The organism is Microbacterium aureliae, assembly GCF_054780155.1.
In genome coordinates, this window is sequence record NZ_BAAGWW010000002.1 from 1,292,022 (window position 1) to 1,311,931 (window position 19,910).

The 19,910-nt window shown below is 72.0% G+C and carries 21 protein-coding genes; 17 read left to right on the forward strand and 4 right to left on the reverse strand.

The window, feature by feature from the left end; genetic code table 11:
- Nucleotides 1-92: 92 nt before the first annotated feature.
- The 7 genes from ACYVF4_RS12055 to ACYVF4_RS12085 all read left to right on the forward strand — a co-directional run bounded on the left by ACYVF4_RS12055 (nt 93) and on the right by ACYVF4_RS12085 (nt 5,895).
- Nucleotides 93-476 (forward strand): LysM peptidoglycan-binding domain-containing protein, encoded by a 384-nt coding sequence (locus ACYVF4_RS12055; protein ID WP_460722990.1) that lies wholly within the window; start codon nt 93-95, stop codon nt 474-476.
- Nucleotides 477-540: 64 nt separating this feature from the next.
- Nucleotides 541-1,626 (forward strand): histidinol-phosphate transaminase, encoded by a 1,086-nt coding sequence (locus ACYVF4_RS12060; protein WP_460722992.1) that lies wholly within the window; start codon nt 541-543, stop codon nt 1,624-1,626.
- Entirely contained in the window at nt 1,623-2,231 is a 609-nt protein-coding gene (hisB, locus tag ACYVF4_RS12065; RefSeq protein WP_460722994.1) for an imidazoleglycerol-phosphate dehydratase HisB, read from the forward strand. Before ACYVF4_RS12060 ends, hisB begins: the two co-directional genes overlap by 4 nt.
- Complete coding sequence (hisH, locus tag ACYVF4_RS12070; RefSeq protein WP_460722996.1) at nt 2,228-2,878, forward strand: imidazole glycerol phosphate synthase subunit HisH; 651 nt, start codon at nt 2,228-2,230, stop codon at nt 2,876-2,878. Before hisB ends, hisH begins: the two co-directional genes overlap by 4 nt.
- A gap of 54 nt (nt 2,879-2,932) precedes the next feature.
- A complete protein-coding gene (gene priA, locus ACYVF4_RS12075; protein WP_460722998.1) occupies nt 2,933-3,679 on the forward strand; it encodes a bifunctional 1-(5-phosphoribosyl)-5-((5-phosphoribosylamino)methylideneamino)imidazole-4-carboxamide isomerase/phosphoribosylanthranilate isomerase PriA in 747 nt (248 codons plus the stop codon).
- Nucleotides 3,663-4,448, forward strand: a complete 786-nt coding sequence (locus tag ACYVF4_RS12080; RefSeq protein WP_460723000.1) for an SseB family protein — start codon at nt 3,663-3,665, stop codon at nt 4,446-4,448. Before priA ends, ACYVF4_RS12080 begins: the two co-directional genes overlap by 17 nt.
- A gap of 58 nt (nt 4,449-4,506) precedes the next feature.
- Complete coding sequence (locus tag ACYVF4_RS12085) at nt 4,507-5,895, forward strand: pyridoxal phosphate-dependent decarboxylase family protein (RefSeq protein WP_460723002.1); 1,389 nt, start codon at nt 4,507-4,509, stop codon at nt 5,893-5,895.
- 17 nt (nt 5,896-5,912) lie between these two features.
- Here ACYVF4_RS12085 and ACYVF4_RS12090 read toward each other — a convergent pair whose 3' ends face one another.
- Nucleotides 5,913-6,332 (reverse strand): DUF1844 domain-containing protein, encoded by a 420-nt coding sequence (locus tag ACYVF4_RS12090; RefSeq protein ID WP_460723004.1) that lies wholly within the window; start codon nt 6,330-6,332, stop codon nt 5,913-5,915.
- Nucleotides 6,333-6,526: 194 nt separating this feature from the next.
- Here ACYVF4_RS12090 and infC point away from each other — a divergent pair, with 194 nt between their 5' ends.
- The 8 genes from infC (at nt 6,527) to ACYVF4_RS12130 (ending at nt 12,248) form a co-directional block, all read left to right on the forward strand.
- A complete protein-coding gene (gene infC / locus ACYVF4_RS12095) occupies nt 6,527-7,186 on the forward strand; it encodes a translation initiation factor IF-3 (protein WP_460723006.1) in 660 nt (219 codons plus the stop codon).
- 91 nt (nt 7,187-7,277) lie between these two features.
- Nucleotides 7,278-7,472: a 50S ribosomal protein L35 gene (gene rpmI / locus ACYVF4_RS12100; RefSeq protein WP_159844935.1), complete on the forward strand. Its 195-nt coding sequence runs from the start codon at nt 7,278-7,280 to the stop codon at nt 7,470-7,472.
- Between the two features lie 32 nt (nt 7,473-7,504).
- Nucleotides 7,505-7,888 carry a 50S ribosomal protein L20 gene (gene rplT / locus ACYVF4_RS12105; protein ID WP_460723008.1) on the forward strand — a complete coding sequence of 128 codons (384 nt, stop codon included), beginning with the start codon at nt 7,505-7,507 and terminating at the stop codon, nt 7,886-7,888.
- Between the two features lie 67 nt (nt 7,889-7,955).
- Nucleotides 7,956-8,759 (forward strand): TrmH family RNA methyltransferase, encoded by an 804-nt coding sequence (locus ACYVF4_RS12110; RefSeq protein ID WP_460723010.1) that lies wholly within the window; start codon nt 7,956-7,958, stop codon nt 8,757-8,759.
- 84 nt (nt 8,760-8,843) lie between these two features.
- Nucleotides 8,844-9,641, forward strand: coding sequence for an amino acid ABC transporter ATP-binding protein (locus ACYVF4_RS12115; RefSeq protein WP_460723012.1), 798 nt, complete (start codon nt 8,844-8,846; stop codon nt 9,639-9,641).
- Nucleotides 9,642-9,723: 82 nt separating this feature from the next.
- Entirely contained in the window at nt 9,724-10,593 is an 870-nt protein-coding gene (locus ACYVF4_RS12120) for a glutamate ABC transporter substrate-binding protein (RefSeq protein ID WP_460723014.1), read from the forward strand.
- A gap of 78 nt (nt 10,594-10,671) precedes the next feature.
- Nucleotides 10,672-11,319, forward strand: coding sequence for an amino acid ABC transporter permease (locus ACYVF4_RS12125; RefSeq protein ID WP_460723016.1), 648 nt, complete (start codon nt 10,672-10,674; stop codon nt 11,317-11,319).
- Nucleotides 11,316-12,248 (forward strand): amino acid ABC transporter permease, encoded by a 933-nt coding sequence (locus tag ACYVF4_RS12130; RefSeq protein WP_460723018.1) that lies wholly within the window; start codon nt 11,316-11,318, stop codon nt 12,246-12,248. Before ACYVF4_RS12125 ends, ACYVF4_RS12130 begins: the two co-directional genes overlap by 4 nt.
- 8 nt (nt 12,249-12,256) lie before the next feature.
- Here ACYVF4_RS12130 and ACYVF4_RS12135 read toward each other — a convergent pair whose 3' ends face one another.
- Genes ACYVF4_RS12135 through ACYVF4_RS12145 form a run of 3 tightly spaced genes read right to left on the reverse strand, consistent with a single transcriptional unit; the run spans nt 12,257 to nt 15,917 of the window.
- Nucleotides 12,257-13,339 (reverse strand): ABC transporter ATP-binding protein, encoded by a 1,083-nt coding sequence (locus ACYVF4_RS12135; protein WP_460723020.1) that lies wholly within the window; start codon nt 13,337-13,339, stop codon nt 12,257-12,259.
- A gap of 2 nt (nt 13,340-13,341) precedes the next feature.
- Nucleotides 13,342-14,871: an ABC transporter permease gene (locus ACYVF4_RS12140; protein WP_460723022.1), complete on the reverse strand. Its 1,530-nt coding sequence runs from the start codon at nt 14,869-14,871 to the stop codon at nt 13,342-13,344.
- A 20-nt stretch (nt 14,872-14,891) separates the two neighbouring features.
- Entirely contained in the window at nt 14,892-15,917 is a 1,026-nt protein-coding gene (locus tag ACYVF4_RS12145) for an extracellular solute-binding protein (RefSeq protein WP_460723024.1), read from the reverse strand.
- A 128-nt stretch (nt 15,918-16,045) separates the two neighbouring features.
- On the opposite strand from ACYVF4_RS12145, the gene pheS reads away from it, so the two are divergent.
- On the forward strand, nt 16,046-17,086 hold the full coding sequence (pheS, locus tag ACYVF4_RS12150) for a phenylalanine--tRNA ligase subunit alpha (protein ID WP_460723026.1): 1,041 nt from the start codon (nt 16,046-16,048) through the stop codon (nt 17,084-17,086).
- The gene (gene pheT, locus ACYVF4_RS12155) at nt 17,086-19,587 is read left to right on the forward strand and encodes a phenylalanine--tRNA ligase subunit beta (protein ID WP_460723028.1); all 2,502 of its coding nucleotides are present in this window, start codon (nt 17,086-17,088) and stop codon (nt 19,585-19,587) included. The genes pheS and pheT overlap by 1 nt, the downstream gene beginning before the upstream one ends.
- Nucleotides 19,588-19,910: the final 323 nt, after the last annotated feature.

The window sequence follows — 19,910 nt, forward strand, 5'->3', positions numbered from 1 at the left end:
CTGACTATATCGAAGATAGCTTCGGAAGAGAGGTTCGCATCCGCTGGTCCCGGCCGATCGGCGGATGCGAACTCTTCCCCACAGGAGGAGACATGACCGCACTGAGCGTCACCGACATGGGCTTCGCACAGATGGGCTTCCCCGCCCCGGCCCGCACCCGACTCCGGCTGACCGTGCGCGGTCGCCGCGTGCTGGCGTTCCTCGCCGCGCTGCCTGCCGCGTCCCTGCTGGCCGCCGCTGTGCTGAGCGGCGGCGCGGCGCTGGCCGGGCGCGAGGACGGCGCTCCGGCGGGGTCGTTCGCGACCGTCACCGTCGAACCCGGCGATTCGCTGTGGTCGATCGCCCAGTCCCTCGCGCCCGAGGCGGACCCGCGTGACGTCGTCGCGGCGATCGCCGACCTCAACGCGCTGCACGGTGCGGCACTGCAGTCGGGGCAGTCGCTGGCGATCCCCGCCGAGTACGCGCCGTCCCGCTGACGACGCTCGGGCCCGGGACGTCCTCCGAGGCGGAGCCCGCGGCCCGGGCTCTACGATGGTGGGGATGAGCGCTCGACTCGACGACCTTCCGCTTCGCGACGATCTTCGGGGTCGCACGCCGTACGGCGCCCCGCAGGCGCCCCTGCCGGTGGCGCTCAACGTCAACGAGAACACCCACCCGGTCCCGCAGGACGTCGCCGACGACATCCTCGACGCGATCGCGCGGGCCCTTCGCGACGTCAACCGCTACCCCGACCGCGAGTTCACCCCGCTGCGCGAGGCCTTCGCCGACTATCTCGGGCACGGCCTGTCCCGCGACCAGATCTGGGCGGCGAACGGCTCGAACGAGGTGCTGCAGCACATCCTGCAGGCGTTCGCGGGCCCCGGCCGCACCGCCTTCGGCTTCACCCCCACCTACTCGATGTATCCGCTGCTGACCCGCGGCACGGGTGCCACGTGGGTCGAGGGCACACGCGGGTCGGACTTCACGGTGGACCCCGACAGCGCCGCCGAGCAGATCTCGCGCGCACGTCCGGACGTGGTGTTCCTCTGCACGCCCAACAATCCCACCGGCACCCCGATGTCGCTCGAGACCATCGAAGCGGTCTACGAGGCCACACCCGGCATCGTCATCGTCGATGAGGCGTACCAGGAGTTCGCGCCCCACGACCAGCAGTCCGCCCTGACCCTGCTTCCCGGCCGCGAGCGTCTCGTGGTCTCGCGCACCATGAGCAAGGCCTTCGCCTTCGCCGGCGCACGCGTGGGCTATCTCGCCGCCGACCCGGCGTTCATCGATGCGCTCCGCCTCGTGCGGCTGCCGTACCACCTGAGCGCGCTGACGCAGGCGGCGGCGGTGGCCGCCCTCGCGCACGCCCCCACGATGCTCGGGATGGTCGACGAGATCGTCGCCCAGCGCGACCGGATCTCGGCGACGCTCGAGGCTCTCGGATACGCCCCCTACGAGTCGTGGGCGAACTTCGTGCTGTTCGGCGACGTCGACGACCCCGCACGCACGTGGCAGGCCCTGTACGACCGCGGCGTGCTAATCCGCGACGTCGGCATCCCGCACCACCTGCGCGTGTCGGCGGGGACCGAGGCCGAGACGACGGCGTTCCTCGACGCCCTCGCCTCGATAGACTCGCACGCATGACCGAAGCGCACCGCACCGCGTCCGTCCGCCGTGCCACGAGCGAGTCCACGGTCGAGCTCGAACTGGATCTCGACGGCACCGGGCGCAACCGCATCGACACCAGCGTGCCGTTCTTCGACCACATGCTGACCGCGTTCGCCAAGCACTCGCTCACCGACCTGACGGTGCGGGCCAGCGGCGACACGCACATCGACGCCCACCACACCGTCGAGGACATCTCGATCGTCCTGGGCCAGGCCATCCGTCAGGCACTCGGCGACAAGTCCGGCATCTCGCGCTACGGCGACGCGCTCGTCCCGCTGGACGAAGCTCTCGCGCAGGCGGTCATCGACATCAGCGGTCGCCCCTATCTCGTCCACACCGGCGAGCCCGAGGGCTTCGAGCAGCACCTCATCGGCGGGCACTTCACCGGCAGCCTCGTGCGGCACACCTTCGAGGCCATCTCATTCCAGGCGGCGCTCACCGTCCACGTCCGCGTGCTCGGCGGGCGTGATCCGCACCACATCGCCGAGGCGCAGTACAAGGCGTTCGCGCGCGCGTTCCGACAGGCCAAGGCCCTCGACCCGTTCGTCGAGGGGATCCCGAGCACCAAGGGCGCCCTGTGAGCTCGAAGCCGCTGGTCGCGGTCCTGGACTACGGGTCGGGCAATGTGCACTCGGCGGTCAAGGCTCTCGCCGCGGCGGGGGCGGATGCCCGCCTGACCGACGACCGCGAGCTGATCCTCGCCGCCGCCGGCCTCGTCGTGCCCGGCGTGGGGGCGTTCGAGGCCGTCATGCAGGCGCTGCGGGCCAGCCGCGGCGACGAGCTCATCGGCCGCCGTCTCGCCGGCGGCAGGCCGGTCCTGGGGATCTGCGTCGGCATGCAGATCCTGTTCGAGCACGGTGTCGAGCGCGGCGTGGACACGCAGGGCATGGGGGAGTGGCCAGGGGCCGTGACCCAGCTCGAAGCGCCGGTCCTGCCGCACATGGGCTGGAACACCGTGGAGGCCGGCGCCGGGTCCCGCCTGTTCGCCGGCATCGAGGACGAGCGGTTCTACTTCGTCCACTCCTACGGCGCCCAGCACTGGTCGCTGGACGTGCAGCCGCCCTTCCCCGAGCCGGTGCTGACGTGGTGCACCTACGGCCGGCCGTTCCTCGCGGCGGTCGAGAACGGGCCGCTGTCGGCGACACAGTTCCATCCCGAGAAATCGGGGGAGGCCGGCATCCGTCTGCTCGCCAATTGGATAGACGGGCTCAGCGGGGCTACTCTCTGAGATCGTGCCAACCGCGGGAGCGTCCGCTTCCGTGATCTTCCCGCACGAGGAGCCATGAACGATTTCGCGTCCACGCCCACATTGACCCTGCTTCCGGCCGTCGACGTGGCCGGCGGCAAGGCCGTCCGCCTCACGCAGGGAGAGGCCGGCACCGAGACCAACTACGGCGACCCCGTCGACGCGGCGCTGGAGTGGGCGCGACAGGGCGCCGACTGGATCCACCTGGTCGACCTCGACGCCGCGTTCGGACGCGGCAGCAACGCAGGTCTGCTGCGCAAGGTCATCAAGCAGGTCAAAGGCGTCCAGGTCGAGCTCTCGGGCGGCATCCGCGACGACCGTTCGCTCGAGGCGGCGCTGGAGTCGGGGGCCGCCCGCATCAACCTCGGCACGGCGGCGCTCGAGAACCCCGAGTGGGCGGCGGACGTCATCGGCCGCTACGGCGATCTCGTCGCGGTCGGCCTGGACGTGCGCGGGACGACCCTCGCCGCGCGCGGCTGGACGCAGGAGGGCGGCGATCTGTGGACCGTCCTCCAGCGGCTCGAGGCCGCCGGCTGCAGCCGCTACGTCGTCACCGACGTCACCAAGGACGGCACGCTCAAGGGACCGAACCTCGATCTGCTGCGCGAGGTGACCTCGCGCACGCCGAAGCCCGTCGTGGCCTCGGGCGGCATCTCGAGCCTGGACGACATCGCGGCGCTCCGCGAACTCGTGCCGCTGGGCGTCGAGGGCGCGATCATGGGCAAGGCGCTCTACGCCGGCGCGTTCACGCTGGCCGAGGCGCTGGATGTCGCCGGATACTGATCCTTCCGCCGGGCAGACTCCCGCCGACTCCGCGGGCGTGCCCTGGGAGGGCCGCCGTTTCCACGCCAACCCGCACACGGGTGACGACGGCTCGGCCGATCCCGCCCTCCTCGCCGCGCTGACGGCGTTCCGGGCAGGCGACGGCGGTCAGGACGCCGTGGTCGACGCGTATCGAGCCGCCCGGCTGCTGATCCCCCTCGTCGCCGAGCGGGGGGACGAGGGCACCGCTCCCAGCGGGCTGACCGTCGACAAGACGCAGGAGCTGTCGATCGTGACGGTCGCCTCGCCTGACGGCCGCCGCGTGCTGCCGGTCTTCACGTCGGTCACCGCGATGGCCGCGTGGGATCCCACGGCCCGGCCCATCCCCGCCGACGGCGTGCGGACCGCGGCTGCCGCCGTGCAGGACGACACCGACCTCATCGTCGTGGACCCGGGCAGCGAGACCGAGTTCGTCATCCGCCGCCCCGCGGTGTGGGCCATCGCGCAGGGCGAGCGCTGGGAGCCCAGCTTCGTCTCTCCCGAGGTCTTCGCCGGGCTCCAGGCGAGCATCGGATCCGAACTCGCCGTCCTCGACCTCTCGGTGCAGCCGGGCGATCCCGCCGCGCGCCTGCGCGGACCCGAGCTCGTCGTGCGGCTCGAGCTCGTGGAGGGGCTCGAGAAGGACGCCCTGGATGCCGTCCTCTCGCGCCTGGCGCAGCGGTGGGCCGCCGACGACCGCATCGCCGTGCTCGTGGACTCGCTGACGGTCAAGCTCGTCCGCGCCCGCTGACCGCGCCCTCTTGCCCCCGCCGCCCGTTGGGCGGAGGATCGGCGATCGGAGGCCCACGATGCACGAGGACACGGTCGGCGAGTACACAGCGGCACTGGACGCCGCCCACCGCCATGCGGCGGCGTGGCTGCGCGGGCTGCCCGACCGCAGCATCCGTCCCGATCAGGATGCCGATCAGCTGCGGGCGCGGCTGCCCGCCGCGCTGCCCGACTCCGGCCGCGATCCCGAGGCGGTGGTCGATGAGCTCGCCGCGGCGGTCGAGCCGGGGCTCATGGCGATGGGCTCGCCGAGGTTCTACGGCTTCGTGATCGGCGGCGCCTACCCGGCGGCCCTCGCCGCGGACTGGCTCGTCTCGGCATGGGACCAGAACACCGGGTCACGCCAGCCCACCCCCGGCACCGCCGCCGTCGAGGAGGTCGCCGCGGGCTGGCTGCTCGACGCGCTGCACCTGCCGCCCGAGAGCGGTGTGGGGTTCACCACGGGGGCCACCAGCGCCAACCTCTCGTGCCTGGTCGCGGGCCGCGATGCCGTGCTCCGTCGCGCCGGTCACGCGCCGGAGCGGGGGTTGTCCGCAGCCCCGCCGGTCCGCTTCTTGGCGGGCGACGCCGTCCACACCTCCGTCGTGCTCGCCGGGCGCATCTGCGGCCTCGGCGCACCGCGCACCGTCGGGGCCGACGACCAGGGGCGCATCGACGTGGCGGGCCTGCGGCGGGCGCTGGCGGACGGCGAGGGGCCGGCCGTGGTCGCCCTGCAGGCCGGGGACGTGCACTCGGGAGCGTTCGACGACTTCGCCGCGGCCGTCGCGGTCGCCCGCGAGGCGGGGGCGTGGGTGCACGTGGACGGGGCGTTCGGGCTGTGGGCGTGCGCCGTCCCCCGGCTGGCGCACCTCGTCGCGGACATCGCGCAGGCGGACTCCTGGGCGACCGACGCGCACAAGACGCTCAACGTCCCGTACGACTGCGGCGTGGCGATCGTGCGGGACGAGGCGGCGATGTCCGCGTCGCTCGGCGCGCACGCGGCCTACCTTCCGCAGGTGGCGGACATCGCCGACCCGTACGACCACGTCCCCGAGCTGTCGCGGCGTGCGCGGGGCGTGACGGTGTGGGCGGCGCTGCGGCAGCTCGGCCGCGCCGGTGTGATCGAGCTGGTCGACGGGCTCGCGACGGCGGCGGCCGGCATCGCGGCGGGGGTGGGCCGGACGCCGGGACTGCGGGTCCTCAACGACGTGGTGTTCACGCAGGTGTGCGTCGCCGCGGCCGACGACGAGCGCACCGCCGCGCTCGGCGAGTGGCTGCGGGCCGAGGGGACGGTGTGGGCGTCGTCCTCGCGATGGCAGGATCGCGTCGTGGTCCGCTTCGCGGTGTCCAACCGCCTCACCGACGCCGACGCCGTGGAGCGCACGGTCGATGCGATCCGGCGCGGCGCCGCCGCCGTCGGAATCGCCTGACGGGCGTCACTCGCCCGTCAGGTCACCGGCCCCGTCCACTTCTCGCCCGGTCCCTTGCCGATCGGGTCCGGGATGGTCGAGGCCTCGCGGAAGGCCAGCTGCAGGGAGCGCAGGCCGTCGCGGAGCGACCGCGCGTGCATGTCGCTGATCTCGGGTGCGCCGGCGGTGATGAGGCCGGCGAGGGCGTTGATGAGCTTTCGCGCCTCGTCGAGGTCCAGCTGGGTGGCGGAATCGTCTGCGAGCCCCGTCTTGACCGCTGCCGCGCTCATCAGGTGCACGGCCGTCGTGGTGATGACTTCGACGGCGGGGACGTCGGCGATGTCGCGGGTGGCCGCGGATGCGGCGCGCTCCTGCTCCTCCCAGCGGGCCTCGCGGGCGGCGTCGCGGCGCGCCTCGTCGGCGGCTTCGGGGGTCCCGGCATCCGGAATCGTGTTCACGTGTCGCTCTCTGCTAGACTTCAGCGGGCTCCGGGGCATCTGCCTCGGAATCGAAAGAGGATCACATCCCACCCGCGCTTGCCGCTCCAGGCTACCGGGTCACGCACCCCGCCCCGTCCGCTCTGCGGCGGGGTGGCCAGGGTGCAGCCGGCGCAGGGCGCCGTGCGGGTGGAATGACTCCTCTTCCACCCGCGATGCACACCGTGTCGCGGTGGTACACCGTCACGTCAGAGGAGTTCCGCATCAGCGATCCCCGCACCAACGAGCGCATCCGCGCGTCGGAGGTCCGACTCGTCGGCCCGAACGGCGAGCAGGTCGGCGTCGTCCGCATCGAAGTCGCCCAGCGTCTGGCCCAGGAGGCCGATCTCGACCTGGTCGAGGTCGCGCCCAACTCGAAGCCGCCCGTGGTCAAGATCATGGACTACGGCAAGTTCAAGTACGAGGCTGCGCAGAAGGCGAAGGAGGCCCGTCGCAACCAGGCGAACACGGTCCTCAAAGAGGTGCGCTTCCGCCTGAAGATCGAGGCGCACGACTACATCACCAAGCTCAAGCGCGCCGAGGGGTTCCTGCAGGCGGGCGACAAGGTGAAGGCGATGATCCTGTTCCGCGGTCGCGAGCAGTCGCGGCCCGAGCAGGGCGTGCGCCTGCTGCGGAAGTTCGCCGAGGACGTCGCCGAGTACGGCACCGTCGAGTCGAACCCCACGATCGACGGCCGCAACATGACGATGGTGATCGCCCCGCACAAGAACAAGTCCGAGGTGAAGACCGAGCAGAACGCCCAGCGGGCGGCGAACAAGGAAGCCGCACGCTCGGCTCGCGCCGGCGAGGAGCCGGTCGAGGCTCCGGCCGAATAGGCCCCACGAACTCCCGCGACGCGGGGATCCGACTCCCGCACGGCGGGATGCACACCAGCCCACTGGGCGATATCGATAAAGGAACGAGAAGATGCCGAAGCAGAAGACGCATTCGGGCGCCAAGAAGCGCTTCAAGGTCACCGGCAGCGGGAAGCTCATGAAGCAGCAGGCGAACCTTCGTCACAACTTCGAGGGCAAGCCCACCCGCCGCACCCGCCGCCTGTCGCAGGAGCAGGTCCTCGCCCCGGGCGACGCCAAGGTCGCCAAGAAGCTCCTCGGCCGCTGAGCGCGCCGACGCACGAATAGGAACGAAACGAAATGGCTAGAGTCAAGCGGGCCGTCAACGCCCACAAGAAGCGTCGCGTCATCCTCGAGCGCGCCTCGGGTTACCGGGGTCAGCGTTCGCGTCTGTACCGAAAGGCGAAGGAGCAGGTCACCCACTCGCTCGTCTACGCGTACCGCGACCGTCGCAAGCGCAAGGGCGACTTCCGCCGCCTGTGGATCCAGCGCATCAACGCCGCGAGCCGCCAGAACGGCCTGACCTACAACCGCTTCATCCAGGGCCTGGGCCTGGCGGGCGTGCAGGTCGACCGCCGCATGCTGGCCGAGCTCGCCGTGAACGAGCCGGCAGTGTTCGCGTCGCTCGTCGCGACCGCCAAGAAGGCGCTCCCCGAGAACGTCAACGCTCCCAAGAGCGCCTGACCCGATCTCGCGTGACCGAAGGCGTCCTCCGACAGGAGGGCGCCTTCGGTGTCTCTAGACTGGTCGGGTGCTCGAGAACCCCCGGTCGCCGCGCGTTCGCGCGGTCGCGAAGCTGACCAAGCGCACCGCCCGTCAAGAGACGGGCCTCTTCCTGCTCGAGGGGCCGCAGGCCGCCCGCGAGGCGCTGGCATACCGTCCCGACACGGTCGTGGAGCTGTTCGCCACGCCGACGGCCATGGACAAGCATCAGGACGTCCGGGATGCCGCGCAGGATGCCGGGCTGGACATCGTCTTCGCCGCCGAGGCGGTCATCGACGCCATAGCCGACACCGTCACGCCGCAGGGGATCGTCGCCGTGGCCCGGCAGTCGCCGACCTCGGTGCGGGACGTCTTCGCCGCCTCGCCGCGCCTGGTGGCGATCTGCGAGGAGGTGCGCGACCCGGGCAACCTCGGGACCATCATCCGCGCCGCCGACGCGGCGGGCGCCGACGCCGTCGTGCTCACCGGGCGCACCGTCGACCTCTACAACCCGAAGGTCGTCCGCGCGACCACCGGCTCGCTGTTCCACCTGCCGGTCGCGGTGGGCGTGGACCTCGCCACCGCGGTCCAGCGCGCCCACGGCGCCGGCCTGCGGGTCGTGGCCGCAGACGTCGGCGGGGAAGACTTCCTCGCCGCCCGCGAGAGCCTCGCCGAGCCCACCGCGTGGCTGTTCGGCAACGAGGCGCGGGGCCTGGACGAGGACGCGCTCGCGCTGGCCGACGCGGCGCTGAGGCTCCCGATCTACGGCCGGGCCGAGTCGCTCAACCTCGCCACGGCCGCCAGCGTGTGCCTGTACGAGACGGCGTTCGCCCAGCGGGCGGCATCCGTCTGAACCGCCGTCGCGTTTGTCTCAGAACGGTAAAGAGGTGCGTGGGGCTCCTGCGCCCGCCGCGGTCGCCGTTCTAGGGTGATCTTCATGGCGACTCCTGATGCACCGGCGGCTTCGCCGCGCACGTCGAACATCAACGTCCGGAGGGGCGAGCCGCTCGTCGTCGTCGAGCACGTCGACAAGCACTTCGGCGCGCTGCACGTTTTGCGCGACATCAACACCGTCGTCAACCGCGGTGAAGTCGTCGTCGTGATCGGACCGTCCGGTTCGGGCAAGTCGACGCTCTGCCGCGCGATCAACCGCCTCGAGACGATCGATTCCGGTGTCATCACCATCGACGGCGAGCCGCTGCCCGCCGAGGGCAAGGACCTCGCGCGGTTGCGGGCCGACGTCGGCATGGTGTTCCAGTCCTTCAACCTGTTCGCGCACAAGACGGTGCTCGAGAACGTGACGCTGGGGCCCATGCGCGTGCGCGGCATGAAGAAGAAGGATGCCGAGCAGAAGGCCATGCAGCTGCTGGACCGGGTGGGCGTGGCCAACCAGGCGCAGAAGATGCCGAGCCAGCTCTCGGGCGGTCAGCAGCAGCGCGTCGCGATCGCCCGCTCGCTGGCGATGAACCCGAAGCTCATCCTCATGGACGAGCCGACGAGTGCGCTGGATCCCGAGATGATCAACGAGGTCCTCGACGTGATGGTCGGCCTCGCCGCCGACGGCATGACGATGATCGTGGTCACCCACGAGATGGGCTTCGCCCGCAAGGCTGCCGATCGCGTGCTCTTCATGGCGGACGGCGCCATCGTCGAAGAGGCCACCCCCGAGGAGTTCTTCACCAACCCGAAGAGCGAGAGGGCGAAGGACTTCCTGTCCAAGATCCTCGAGCACTGACCGCAGACGCCCGTCGCCACCAGCGGCGGGAGACCAGAGGAGGGCCGCCACGCGTGGCCCGAGCACAGCAAAGGACGAAGACATGAAGCGACTCAGACTGCCGCTGATCGCGCTGGCCGCCGCCGGCGCGCTCGCGCTGACGGCATGCGCAGGCGGCTCCGACACCCCGGGTAACGACGCCGCCCCCGATCCCGAGGACGTGACGTTCGAAGAGGGAACCACGATGGCCGAGCTCAACGAGGCCGGTGCCATCACGATCGGCACGAAGTTCGACCAGCCGCTGTTCGGCCTCATGGGGCCCTCGGGCACGCCCGAAGGCTTCGACGTCGAGATCGGCAAGATCATCGCCTCGGAGCTCGGCATCGCCGAGGACGACATCGAGTGGGTCGAGACGGTGTCGGCCAACCGCGAGCCGTTCATCGAGAACGGCCAGGTGGACATCGTCATCGCGACCTACACGATCAACGACGCCCGCAAGGAGGTCGTCTCGTTCGCCGGGCCGTACTACATGGCCGGTCAGTCGATCCTGGTGCTCGCCGACAACGACGACATCCAGAGCGAAGAGGACCTCGTCGGCCAGCCCGTCTGTTCGGTGACCGGATCCACTCCGGCCGCCAAGCTCGAGGAGATCGGGGCTGAGCCCGTCCTCACCGACACCTACTCGAACTGCCTCGAGCCGCTCCGCAACGGCACCGTCGTGGCCGTCTCGACCGACAACGTCATCCTCGCGGGCCTCGCCGCCCAGAACGAGGGCGAGTTCAAGGTTGCCGGCGAGCCGTTCACCGAGGAGCCCTACGGCATCGGCCTCGCGCTGGACGACACCGACTTCCGCATGTGGATCAACGACGTGCTCGAGAAGGCGTACGAGGACGGCCGCTACGAGGACGCATGGAATGCCACCGCCGGCACCGTGCTGCCCTTCGTCGACCCTCCCGCTCCCGACCGCTACTGATCGGACGGTGACCCCGCGGCCACACGTGCCGCGGGGTCACCGCCCCGCATCCCCTCGTCCCCCGCGAAAGGAGCCCGCATGGACTTGCTGTGGTCGCTCATGCCGGAGTTCTGGGAGGGCTTCCGGGTCACGCTGCTGCTGCTGGCGGTCTCGGGCATCCTCGCCCTGATCCTCGGCACGCTCATCGCCGCCATGCGTATCTCGCCGGTGCCCGTCCTGCGGGGCTTCGCCGCCTTCTGGACCGAGATCGCCCGCAACACCCCGTTGACGCTGGTGTTCTTCTTCACCGCGTTCGTCATGCCCATGCTGGGCGTTCGCGCGCCGTACCTGCTGCTGGCGTTCATCGCGCTGACCTACTACACGTCGCCGTTCGTCGCCGAGGCCCTGCGCTCGGGGATCAACGGCGTGCCGGTCGGCCAGGCCGAAGCCGCGCGCAGCATCGGACTCGGGTTCGGGCAGACCGTCTCGCTCGTCGTGCTGCCCCAGGCCTTCCGCATGACGATCCCGCCGCTCATCAACGTCTTCATCGCCCTGACGAAGAACACCTCCGTCGCCGGAGGCTTCTTCGTCGTCGAGCTCTTCGCCAGCACCCGGCAGCTCGCCAACGACAACGGAAACATCGTGATCCCGATCCTCGTGGTGGCCGCCGCCCTCTACCTCGTCGTCACCGTCCCGCTCGGCTTCGCCGCCAGCCGGCTCGAGAAGCGCTGGGTGGTCAGCCGATGACCGGCGCGAGCGTCCTCTTCGACGCCCCCGGTCCCCGCGCGCGGCGCATCTCGCTCATCGCCTCGATCGTCTCGCTCGCGCTCATCGCCGCCGGCGGGGTGTGGGTGTACCTGCTCCTGGCCGCGCCGCGACAGTCCGGCGGCATCAGCCTGCCGGGCATGTTCGACGGCAGCCGGTGGGACATCTTCCTCGACCCCGAGGTCTGGAGCTTCATCGGACGCGGCGTGATGGGCACGCTGCAGGCAGCGGCCGTCGCCGCGATCGGCGCGATCGTGCTCGGCGTGGTCTTCTCGCTGCTTCGCAGCTCGCTGATCCCGTGGGTGCGGATCCCGACCGCGTGGGTGCTGGAGTTCTTCCGCGGCATGCCCGTGCTGCTGATGATGCTGTTCATCCTGCTCGTCGCGTCGACCGGCGCGTTCTGGGCGGTCGTGATCGCGCTCATCATCTACAACGGCACCCTCATCGGCGAAGCGCTGCGCGCGGGCCTGGCCGCCCTTCCGCGCGGCCAGCGCGAGGCGGCGCTCAGCGTCGGCATGCGCGAGTTCCAGTCGAAGATGCTCGTGGAGTTCCCGCAGGCGTTCCGCCAGATGCTCCCGATCATCGTCGCGCAGCTGGTCGTCCTGCTGAAGGACACCTCGCTCGGCTACATCGTCGGGTACAACGAGCTCATCCGCACGAACATGAACAACCTCGGCAGCTACTACGGCAACCGCTACCTGTTCTCGCTGTTCGTCGTCACCCTGCTGATCTACCTCGCCATCAACCTGTCGCTGTCGTGGTTCGCCCGCTGGCTCTCACGCCGGACGGCGAGCGGCGGACGCCGCGTGCGCGGCGGCGGCGTGGCAGACGACCCGACCAACCCGGCGGCGCTGCTCAAGGCCGAGGCGACCGCCGACGCCCGGGCATCCGAGCACCGCGGCGGGCTCTGACCCTGTGATCAGGGGGCGCCGTAGGCGAGGGCGCCGCCCGACACGCTGAGGCGGACCCGGCTGCCGGGGGGAGTGGCAGAGGGCGACGCCACCCGCGCGTGCAGGATGGCGCCGTCGTCGAGGGCGATCTCGAGCAGCGCCGAGTGCCCGGTGAACCGCGCCCGCCGGACGACGGCGGTGCCCGCAGGATCCGGTGCGACGGCGAGCTGCTCGGGGCGGAGCATCGCCGTCACGGCAGCGCCGGCCGGCGGGACGGGCACCTCTTCGGCGCCCGACTGCTCGGCCCACTGCGCCGGCACGCGGCCGAGCGCGGTCTCGACCACGTCCTCGTGCCACTCGCCGGGCAGGAAGACGGCGTCGCCGACGAAGCCGGCGACCCACGCGGTCGCGGGGCGGCCGAACACCGCCACGGGGGAGTCCTGCTGCAGCACGCGGCCGTCCTGCATGACGGCGACGCGGTCGGCGAGCGAGAGGGCCTCCTCCTGGTCATGGGTGACGAGCACGCCCGTCACGCCCTCCTCGCGGAGCCACGCCGGGACCGACTCCCGCAGCTCGTGCCGCAGCAGCGGGTCGAGGGCGGCGAACGGCTCGTCCAGCAGCACGAGGGCCGGCCGGGACGCCAGCGCACGGGCCAGCGACACGCGCTGCGCCTGTCCGCCCGACAGCTGCGCCGGCATGCGGTCGGCGAAGCCGCCGAGGCCCACGAGGTCCAGGATGCGCCGGATCTCGGGGTCCTGGGCGCGGCGTCGCAGCCCCACCCGGCGGCCCGCCGGCGACGGCATCCCGAACGCGACGTTCTGCGCGACGGTGAGGTGGGGGAAGAGGGTGGCGTCCTGCGGCACCCAGCCGATGCCGCGGCGCTCGGGCCGCAGGTGCAGTCCGTGCGTGGCGACCAGCCGCGTGCCCAGCCGGATGTCCCCGGATGCCGCGCGCACGAGTCCCGCGATCGATCGCAGCAGCGTCGTCTTGCCGCAGCCGCTGGGGCCGACCACGGCGAGCAGCTCGCCGTCGGCGGCGCTCACGTCGACCTGGCGCAGGACGTCGCGCCCGCCCAGGCGCACGGTGAGGTCGTCGACACGCAGCGAGGTCATCGTCACACATCCTTCGGATCGCGGTGGCGGGAGAGCAGGAACGCCGGCACGCACGCCACGGCCAGCAGCGCCAGGGCGTAGGGGGCGGCGGCGCCGTAGGCCGAGACGTCGGTGCGCGACCACAGCTCGGTGGCGAGGGTGTCGGTGCCGGTGGGACGCAGCAGCAGCGTGGCCGGCAGCTCCTTCATCGCCGTGACGGCCACCAGCAGCGCGGCCGCCAGGACGCCCGGGCGCGCCAGGCGCACCGTCACCTGCCACCACGTCGCCAGCGCCGAGCGGCCGAGGGTGCGCGAGACGTCCTCGAGGGCGGGTGGCACCTGGCCGATCGCGCTGCGCACGCCGCCGAGGGCCTTGGGTAGGAACATGACGCCGTACGCGAAGGCCAGCACGAGCGCGCTCTGGTACCACCACGGCACGACGGCCAGCGAGAAGGACACCAGCGACAGGCCCACCACGACGCCGGGGATGCCGAGCGGCAGCAGCGCGGCGGCCTCGGCCACGCGCACGCCGCGGCCGCGGTGACGGGCGACGAGCACGCCGATCGGCAGGGCCAGCGCGACGGCGATGAGGGCGCCCGCGCCGGCGAAGGCGAGGGTGCCGCCCAGGGCCGAGGCGAACTCCGCCGGATCGAACGCGCGAAGGCTCGTCGCCTCGAGGGCGCGGGCCACCAGGATCGCGGTGGGGACGCCCGCGGCGAGGAGGGCCGGAGCCAGGAGAAGGGCGAAGGCCGCCGGCATCCACCCCCGCAGCCGCACCGGCGCGGTACCGGGGCCGGTCGCGGCGGGCACGGCCGCGCGGCGGCGGAGCAGCTGCTCGGCGACGACGACGGCGAGGGCGATGAGGACGAGGACGCTCGACAGGACCAGGGCGTAGTCGCGGTCGAAGCTCGCTCCGAACGCCTGGTGGATGGCGGTCGTCAGCACGGGGTAGCGGAAGAGCGCCACGCCGCCGAAGTCGCTCAGGGTGTACAGGAACGTCAGCAGCGCGCCGGCCGAGACCGCCGGTGCGATCTGCGGCCAGGTGCCCGCGACGAACGCCCGCAGCGGAGAGCGCCCGAGCGTCCGCGCCAGATCGTCGAAGCGGGTGGATGCCGCGCGCATCGCCGCAGCGGCGGGCAGGGTGACGTAGGGGACGCACACGCAGGTCAGGACGAACCACGACGCCCAGAACCCCTTCAGCTGCGGGATCGCCGCGAGCCAGCCGTATGCGGCGAGGTAGGACGGCACGGCAAGGGGGAGTGCCGCCACCGCGGCCCACACGCCGCGGAAGGGCAGTGCCGCGCGCGACAGCAGCCAGGCGGCGGGGATGCCGACGGCCACCGCCGCGGCGGTCACCGATCCCGCCAGCAGGAGCGAGTTGCCCACGAGCTCGGGCACGCGCGGGCGCAGCAGGGCGGCCGCGATCTGCTCGGCACCGCTGCCGGTGATGCGCACCGCGAGGTACAGCAGGGGGACCGCGGCCAGCACGCACGCGACAGCCGCCGCCGCCCACAGGGCGGTCGGCGGCCGGCGCGTCGCGGTCGGATCAGGCACGGGTCATCGCGGCGCGGTGCTCAGAGAAGGCCCGCCCTTGCCAGGAGCGCCTGCGAGTCGGCGACGGAGTCCAGATCGCTCAGATCCAGCTCCGGGTTGACCAGCGTGTCCAGCGCCGGAAGACCCTCGGGCGCCTCGATCCCCGGCAGCAGCGGGTACTCGTACGTCTCGTCGACGAAGTACTGCTGCCCCGCCTCGGACACGAGGTACTCGACCAGGGCGAGCGCGTCGGGGTTGTCCTCGGCGCCCTTGAGGATCGCGGCGCCCGTGACGTTGACGATGCCGCCGGCGTCGCCGGGCAGGAACTTCAGCTGCGCGCGCATGGCGTCCTGGCCCTGCTCGGCGGCGCGGCGGTACCAGTAGTAGTGGTTGATGAGGCCGACGTCGACCTGGCCGGCGTTGACGAGCTCGAGGGTGGCGTTGTTGTTCTCGGTGAGCACCGGGTCGTTGGCCGCGATCGCCGTCGCCCACTCCTCGGCGGCCTCTTCGCCCTCGAGCACCCGCAGCGCCGTGATGAAGGACTGGAAGCTGGCGTTGCCCGGGGCGAAGCCCACCCGTCCCGCCCACTCCGGGTCGGCGAGATCGTCGACGGTGTCCGGCACGTCCGCCTCGTCGAGGCTCTCGGCGTCGTAGGCGATCACCCGCGCGCGCCCGGTCACGCCGATCCAGCTGCCGTCCTGCGAGGTGAAGCCCGCCGGGATCTTCTCGGCGAGGTCGGACGGCAGCGGGGCGGCCAAGCCCGCGTCGGTGACGGCGCCGAGGGCACCGGCATCCTGCGAGAGGAACACGTCGGCAGGGGTGCGCTCGCCCTCCTCGATGAGCAGGGCCGTCAGCTCGGGGGTGCCCGCGTAGCGCACGTCGACGTTGATGCCGGTCTCTTGCGTGAACTGCGAGATGAGCGGGCCGATCAGGTCCTCGGCGCGGCCCGCATAGAGGGTGACCGTCGCGTCGTCGCCCGACGCGTCCGAGCCCGGGGCGGCGGTGCAGCCGGCGAGCAGGCCGGCAACGGCGAGGGCAGCGGGGACCAGAATGCGATGGGTGCGCATGGGGGAACTCCGGGGGTGGGGGATGCCGCGACTCGGGCGGCGAGGTAAGGCAAACCTAACCCAGCGGGCGGGGGGATGCAAAGCGGCGGCACCGGGAGCGACACGCAGGATCGGTAGACTCCTCTCTCGTGTCTGACGCTCCCGAAATCACGCCCGACGCGGTCTCTGCGGCGGTCGCCCAGGCGCTGGCGGCCATCGCCGGCGCCGGTGACACCGCCGCACTGAAGGCCGTCCGGTCCGCGCACACCGCCGAGGGGTCGCCGCTGGCCGCCCTCAACGCCCGCATGCGCGACGTGCCCGAGGACCGCAAGGCCGAGTTCGGCAAGCTCGTCGGACAGGCCCGCGCCGAGGTCAACCAGGCGCTCGCCGCCCGCGAAGAGGCGCTCGCCGCAGCCGAGACCGCCGCGAAGCTCGAGGCCGAGCGGGTGGACGTGACGGCTCTGGCCCACCGCGCCCGCGTCGGGGCGCGGCATCCGCTCACCCTTCTGCAGGACCAGATCGGCGACATCTTCACGGGCATGGGATGGGAGGTCGCCGAGGGTCCCGAGCTCGAGCACGAGTGGTTCAACTTCGACGCGCTCAACCTCGACGAGGACCACCCCGCGCGCCAGATGCAGGACACGTTTTACGTCGACCCGGTGCAGCGTCACCTCGTGATGCGCACCCACACCAGCCCCGTGCAGGTGCGCTCGATGCTCGAGCGCGACCTGCCGGTCTACATCGTGTGCCCGGGGCGCGCGTACCGCACCGATGAGTTCGACGCGACGCACCTGCCGGTCTTCAGCCAGTTCGAGGGCCTCGTCGTCGACCGGGGCATCACGATGGCCCACCTCAAGGGCACGCTCGATCACGTCGCCAAGGCGCTGTTCGGCGCCGAGGCCAAGACGCGCTTCCGCACCAACTTCTTCCCCTTCACCGAGCCCTCCGCCGAGCTCGACCTGTGGCACCCGACCTTCAAGGGCGGCGCCCGGTGGATCGAGTGGGGCGGCTGCGGGATGATCAACCCCAACGTGCTGCGGGCGGCGGGCATCGACCCCGAGGAGTACTCCGGCTTCGCGTTCGGGATGGGGATCGAGCGGACGCTGATGTTCCGCTCGGACGTGCAGGACATGCGCGACATGGCCGAGGGCGATGTCCGCTTCAGCGAGCAGTTCGGAATGGTGGTCTGATGCGCGTCCCGCTTTCGTGGTTGCGTGAGTTCGTCGACGTCCCCGAGGGGGCGACCCCCGAGGACGTCCTGGCGGCTCTGGTGTCGGTCGGTTTCGAAGAGGAGGACGTGCACGGCTTCGGGCTGACCGGCCCCATCGTCGTGGGCGAGGTCGTCGACTTCGTCGAGGAGCCGCAGGCCAACGGCAAGACGATCCGGTGGTGCCGCGTCGACGTCGGCGAGGCGGAGTCCCGCGGCATCGTGTGCGGTGCCCGCAACTTCTTCGCCGGCGACAAGGTCGTGGTGACCCTGCCGGGCGCCGTTCTGCCCGGCCCCTTCCCGATCGCCGCGCGCAAGACCTACGGCCACATCTCGGACGGCATGATCGCCTCGGCCAAGGAACTCGGCCTCGGCGACGAGCACAGCGGCATCCTGCGCCTTGTCGAGCTCGGCATCGACGCCCCCGTCGGCACCGACGCGATCGCGCTGCTGGGCCTGGACGACGTGGCCGTCGACGTCAACGTCACCCCCGACCGCGGGTACGCGCTGTCGCTGCGCGGCATCGCGCGGGAGTACTCCCACGCCACCGGCGCCGCCTTCCGCGACCCCGGCCTGCGCCCGGCGGCCGAGGTCGCCGCCGGCACCGGATTCCCCGTGGCCGTCGACGACGTCTCGCCCATCCGGGGCCGTGTGGGGGCGAGCGAATTCGTCGTGCGCGTCGTCCGCGACGTCGACCCGGGCAAGCCCACGCCGGCGTGGATGACCGCGCGGCTCACGCTCGCCGGCATCCGCTCCCTCGGCATCCTGATCGACATCACCAACTACGTCATGCTCGAGCTCGGGAACCCCATCCACGGTTACGACCTCGACACGCTCACCGGCGGCATCACCGTGCGCCGTGCGATCGCGGGCGAGCAGCTCGAGACCCTCGACGGAAAGACGCGGACGCTGCACGCCGACGACCTGCTCATCACCGACGAGTCCGGGCCGATCGGCCTGGCGGGCGTCATGGGCGGCGGCAAGACCGAGATGAGCGCGGCGACCCGCAACGTGCTCATCGAGGCGGCGATCTTCGACACCGTCTCGATCGCCCGCACCGCGCGCCGGCACAAGCTGCCCAGCGAGGCGTCGCGCCGCTTCGAGCGCGGCGTGGACCCGGCGATCCCGTACGTCGCCGCCCGCCGCGTGGCCGACCTCATGGTGCAGTACGCCGGCGGCACGAGCGACGAGTCCTTCGGCGGCTCGCTCGGCACCGAGGTCACCCGCACCGTGATCGACCTGCCCGCCGGATTCGCCGCGGGGCTCATCGGCGTCGACTACACCCCGGAGCAGGTCCGGGCGGCGCTCGTGCTGATCGGCTGCGACGTCGACTCCTCGGGCGACGTGTGGCGCGTCACCGCCCCGACGTGGCGGCCCGACCTCACCGACAAGTGGACGCTGGCCGAAGAGGTCGCGCGCATCGACGGTCTCGACAGGATCCCGTCGGTGCTCCCCGTCCCGCCGTCGGGGCGCGGCTTCACCGCCGCCCAGCACGGCCGGCGCCGCGTGGCCAACGCCCTCGCGGCGGCCGGGTACGTCGAGACGCCGTCGTTCCCCTTCACCACCGAAGAGGCCAACGACCTGCACGGCTCGGCGTCGGGCTCGCACCTGCCGAGCGTCAAGCTCGCCAACCCGCTGGACGGTCAGGCGCCGTTCCTGCGCCGCTCGCTCGTGCCGGGGATGCTGCAGGTCGCACACCGCAACGTCTCGCGCGGCTTCACCGACCTCGCCCTGTTCGAGACCGGTGCGGTGTTCCTGCCCGCGACCGGGGTGTCGTACGGCACGACCTTCGTGCCGCCCCTGGCGGTCAGGCCGGATGCCGCCACCCTGGCGGACCTCGACGACGCCATCCCGCCGCAGCCCCGCCATGTCGGGGTGCTGCTCACCGGCAACCGCGTCGCCAAGCAGCCCGGGCAGCCGGCGGTCCCGGTCGATGTCGCCGACGCGCTGGATGCCGTGCGGACCATCGCCGCGGCGGCGGGCGTGAGCGTCGAGGTCGCCCAGGGGCGCCGCGCAGCGCTTCACCCGGGACGCACCGCGGTGCTCACCGTCGCGGGCGACGAGGTCGGCTACGCCGGCGAGCTGCTGCCGACCGTGGCCGCCGAGGCGGACCTGCCCGGCCGCGTCGTGGTCGCCGAGCTCGACCTCGACCGTCTGCTGGAGCTCGCGGGCGAGCGTGTCGTGGCGTCCTCGCTGTCGGGCTATCCCGCCGCGACGCAGGACGTCTCGCTCGTGCTCGACGAGGCGGTCCCCGCCGCCGAGGTCCGCGACGCGCTGCGATCGGGCGCGGGCGAGCTGCTGGAATCCCTGCGGCTCGTGGACGACTACCGCGGCCAGGGGCTGCCCGAGGGCGCGAAGAGCCTGACCTTCGCGCTCCGCTTCCGGGCCGCCGACCGGACGCTCACCGCCGCCGAGGCGACCGAGGCGAAGCTCGCCGGCGTCGCGGTGGCACGCGAGCGCTTCGGCGCCACCCTGCGCGAGTAGCCCCCGGCATCCGTCGCCCTTCTCTTCTCTTCTCTCGTCGCGTCGCTTCGCCCCGCCTGGCCTTCTTTCACCAGATCACGTGATCTGTACGAGATCACCCGTTGCGAACCGGAAACAGCGGGTGATCTCGTGCGCATCACGTGATCCGTGCAGGGTGCGGGGGGCGCAGGGGCGGGGGCGATTTGCGGATGCCGGAGGCGCGGGGCTAGGGTCGCCCCATGCCGTCGGCGATCCAGGGTTCCGCGCAGCTCCTCGCGAGCTCCGCACCCGCGCGTCGACGCCGTCTGGACGGGCGCCGACTCTAGGCGACCCCGCGGGTCCGC

Coding starts and splice junctions, on each gene's coding strand:
- ACYVF4_RS12055 (WP_460722990.1), top strand. CDS start 93: ATGACCGCACTGAGCGTCACCGACATGGGCTTCGCACAGATGGGCTTC.
- ACYVF4_RS12060 (WP_460722992.1), top strand. CDS start 541: ATGAGCGCTCGACTCGACGACCTTCCGCTTCGCGACGATCTTCGGGGT.
- hisB (WP_460722994.1), top strand. CDS start 1,623: ATGACCGAAGCGCACCGCACCGCGTCCGTCCGCCGTGCCACGAGCGAG.
- priA (WP_460722998.1), top strand. CDS start 2,933: ATGAACGATTTCGCGTCCACGCCCACATTGACCCTGCTTCCGGCCGTC.
- ACYVF4_RS12080 (WP_460723000.1), top strand. CDS start 3,663: ATGTCGCCGGATACTGATCCTTCCGCCGGGCAGACTCCCGCCGACTCC.
- ACYVF4_RS12085 (WP_460723002.1), top strand. CDS start 4,507: ATGCACGAGGACACGGTCGGCGAGTACACAGCGGCACTGGACGCCGCC.
- infC (WP_460723006.1), top strand. CDS start 6,527: ATGCACACCGTGTCGCGGTGGTACACCGTCACGTCAGAGGAGTTCCGC.
- rpmI (WP_159844935.1), top strand. CDS start 7,278: ATGCCGAAGCAGAAGACGCATTCGGGCGCCAAGAAGCGCTTCAAGGTC.
- rplT (WP_460723008.1), top strand. CDS start 7,505: ATGGCTAGAGTCAAGCGGGCCGTCAACGCCCACAAGAAGCGTCGCGTC.
- ACYVF4_RS12115 (WP_460723012.1), top strand. CDS start 8,844: ATGGCGACTCCTGATGCACCGGCGGCTTCGCCGCGCACGTCGAACATC.
- ACYVF4_RS12120 (WP_460723014.1), top strand. CDS start 9,724: ATGAAGCGACTCAGACTGCCGCTGATCGCGCTGGCCGCCGCCGGCGCG.
- ACYVF4_RS12125 (WP_460723016.1), top strand. CDS start 10,672: ATGGACTTGCTGTGGTCGCTCATGCCGGAGTTCTGGGAGGGCTTCCGG.
- ACYVF4_RS12130 (WP_460723018.1), top strand. CDS start 11,316: ATGACCGGCGCGAGCGTCCTCTTCGACGCCCCCGGTCCCCGCGCGCGG.
- ACYVF4_RS12135 (WP_460723020.1), bottom strand. CDS start 13,339: ATGACCTCGCTGCGTGTCGACGACCTCACCGTGCGCCTGGGCGGGCGC.
- ACYVF4_RS12145 (WP_460723024.1), bottom strand. CDS start 15,917: ATGCGCACCCATCGCATTCTGGTCCCCGCTGCCCTCGCCGTTGCCGGC.
- pheT (WP_460723028.1), top strand. CDS start 17,086: ATGCGCGTCCCGCTTTCGTGGTTGCGTGAGTTCGTCGACGTCCCCGAG.